This is a genomic window from Microbulbifer mangrovi (assembly GCF_002009015.1).
In the GTDB taxonomy this organism is placed as follows: Bacteria; Pseudomonadota; Gammaproteobacteria; order Pseudomonadales; family Cellvibrionaceae; genus Microbulbifer; species Microbulbifer mangrovi.
The window spans coordinates 1-1,583 of record NZ_LZDE01000112.1 but is presented as its reverse complement, the minus strand read 5'-3'; the positions used below and the strand labels follow the sequence as shown (position 1 = coordinate 1,583).

2 protein-coding genes and 1 riboswitch are annotated in these 1,583 nt (G+C 60.3%); both genes read left to right on the top strand.

Going from position 1 to position 1,583, the window contains the following annotated elements:
* Nucleotides 1-981: aldehyde dehydrogenase family protein (locus B4U49_RS00555; RefSeq protein ID WP_078082661.1), on the top strand; the 981-nt coding region annotated here is incomplete at its 5' end.
* Between the two features lie 65 nt (nt 982-1,046).
* Nucleotides 1,047-1,162, top strand: a riboswitch (SAM-I-IV-variant riboswitch).
* 80 nt (nt 1,163-1,242) lie between these two features.
* Nucleotides 1,243-1,458: a hypothetical protein gene (locus B4U49_RS00550; RefSeq protein WP_078082660.1), complete on the top strand. Its 216-nt coding sequence runs from the start codon at nt 1,243-1,245 to the stop codon at nt 1,456-1,458.
* The last annotated feature ends 125 nt before the right edge of the window (nt 1,459-1,583 follow it).

The following is a 1,583-nucleotide window of genomic DNA, read 5'->3' as shown; positions in this document are numbered from 1 at the left end:
AACTACCCCCTGCACCAGTTCGTTGGCAAAGTGGCCCCGGCCCTCGCCGCCGGCTGCACCATGATCCAGAAGCCGTCGGAACTCACCCCGCTCCAGGATTATGTGATGGCAGAAATCATCGACGCTGCCGGCCTGCCTGCCGGGGTCTTCAATCTGGTCCCCGGTGCCGGGCCGATTGTCGGCGCAGCGCTTTCCAGCCACGTGGATATCGACATGGTCTCCTTCACCGGCTCCACCCGCGCCGGCATCGAAGTGGCCAAGTCCGCCGCACCCACGGTCAAGCGGGTTACCCAGGAGCTGGGCGGCAAGTCACCGCTGATCATCACCCCGGATGCCGACCTGGAAGCCGCCGTGCGCTGGGGCTGTGAAGATGTATTCATCAATACCGGGCAAACCTGTACCGCCCTGACCCGTATGCTGGTTCCTGCCGAGCGTTACGAGGAGGCAGTGACCATTGCCAAAAAAGTGGCCGAGGAAATCGCCGTCGGCACCGGTAGCAACGACTTTATGGGCCCCCTCTCCTCGGCCCGCCAGCGCGACATCGTGCGCGGCTATATCGACAAAGGAGTCGCCGAAGGCGCCCGTCTGGTTACCGGTGGCAGTGATACCCCCGAAAACTTCCCCAGCGGCTTCTACGTAAAACCCACGGTATTTGCCGACGTCACCAACGACATGGCCATCGCCCGCGAAGAAATTTTCGGTCCCGTCACCTGCATGATCCCCTACAAGGACATGGACGAAGCCATCGCTATCGCCAACGACACCGAGTACGGCCTCTCCAGCGGTGTCTGGGCCAAAGACGCCGACGCCGCCATGCCCGTCGTGCGCCGCATCGAAGCCGGTCTCTGCTTCGTCAACGGCGGCGAATTCAATTACGACGCTCCCTTCGGCGGAGTGAAGCGTTCTGGCAATGGGCGCGAATTTGGCGCAGCGGGTCTGGACGAGTTTATTGAACTGAAATCCGTACAGCTTCCCGGATAAAACTCTGACGCGCCGCCAGTATTGGCGGCGCGGTTGACTGAGTGTTCCGCCATCGCTATCTTTGCTCCCGACATCAAGAGAGTGGCTGACGCCAACGCCAACCTGCCTACCGGGGCAAGGTGGTTTCCCTTCACAGAATGTGCAGGGGATGGGGCTCTTGCTGGCAACCGAGTGTTTCGGTCCAGCTGCGCAATCCAACCGGGATACGATTTTTTCAATCGTGTCTTCCGCCGTCAGCCCTCCAGAATTTTTGGAGGGAACATGTCCGAATTCCAGATTACCAGCACCGACGTTATCGAAATCCAGATTGCCCCCCAGCGCAGTCGCACGGCTGTCCGGGCGGTCAAACGCAACGATCGACAACTGTTGTGGCAATTACTGTTCGACTCGACGGAAGACGCGCTGGCCTTCGCCACCCATTGCCGAGCCAGCGACGCACCAGTCACTGCCCACAAGGCCTGTGAGCTGGTTGGATAACTTATTTTCGTCAAAAAGGCGGGTGATCGTCATAGATGACGCCCCAACCTACACTTACGGCAGTTCACCGGCGGACTCTCCGCGAAGGTGACGCTGGCGGGTGCAGCTTTGTGAGACCGTCTGCG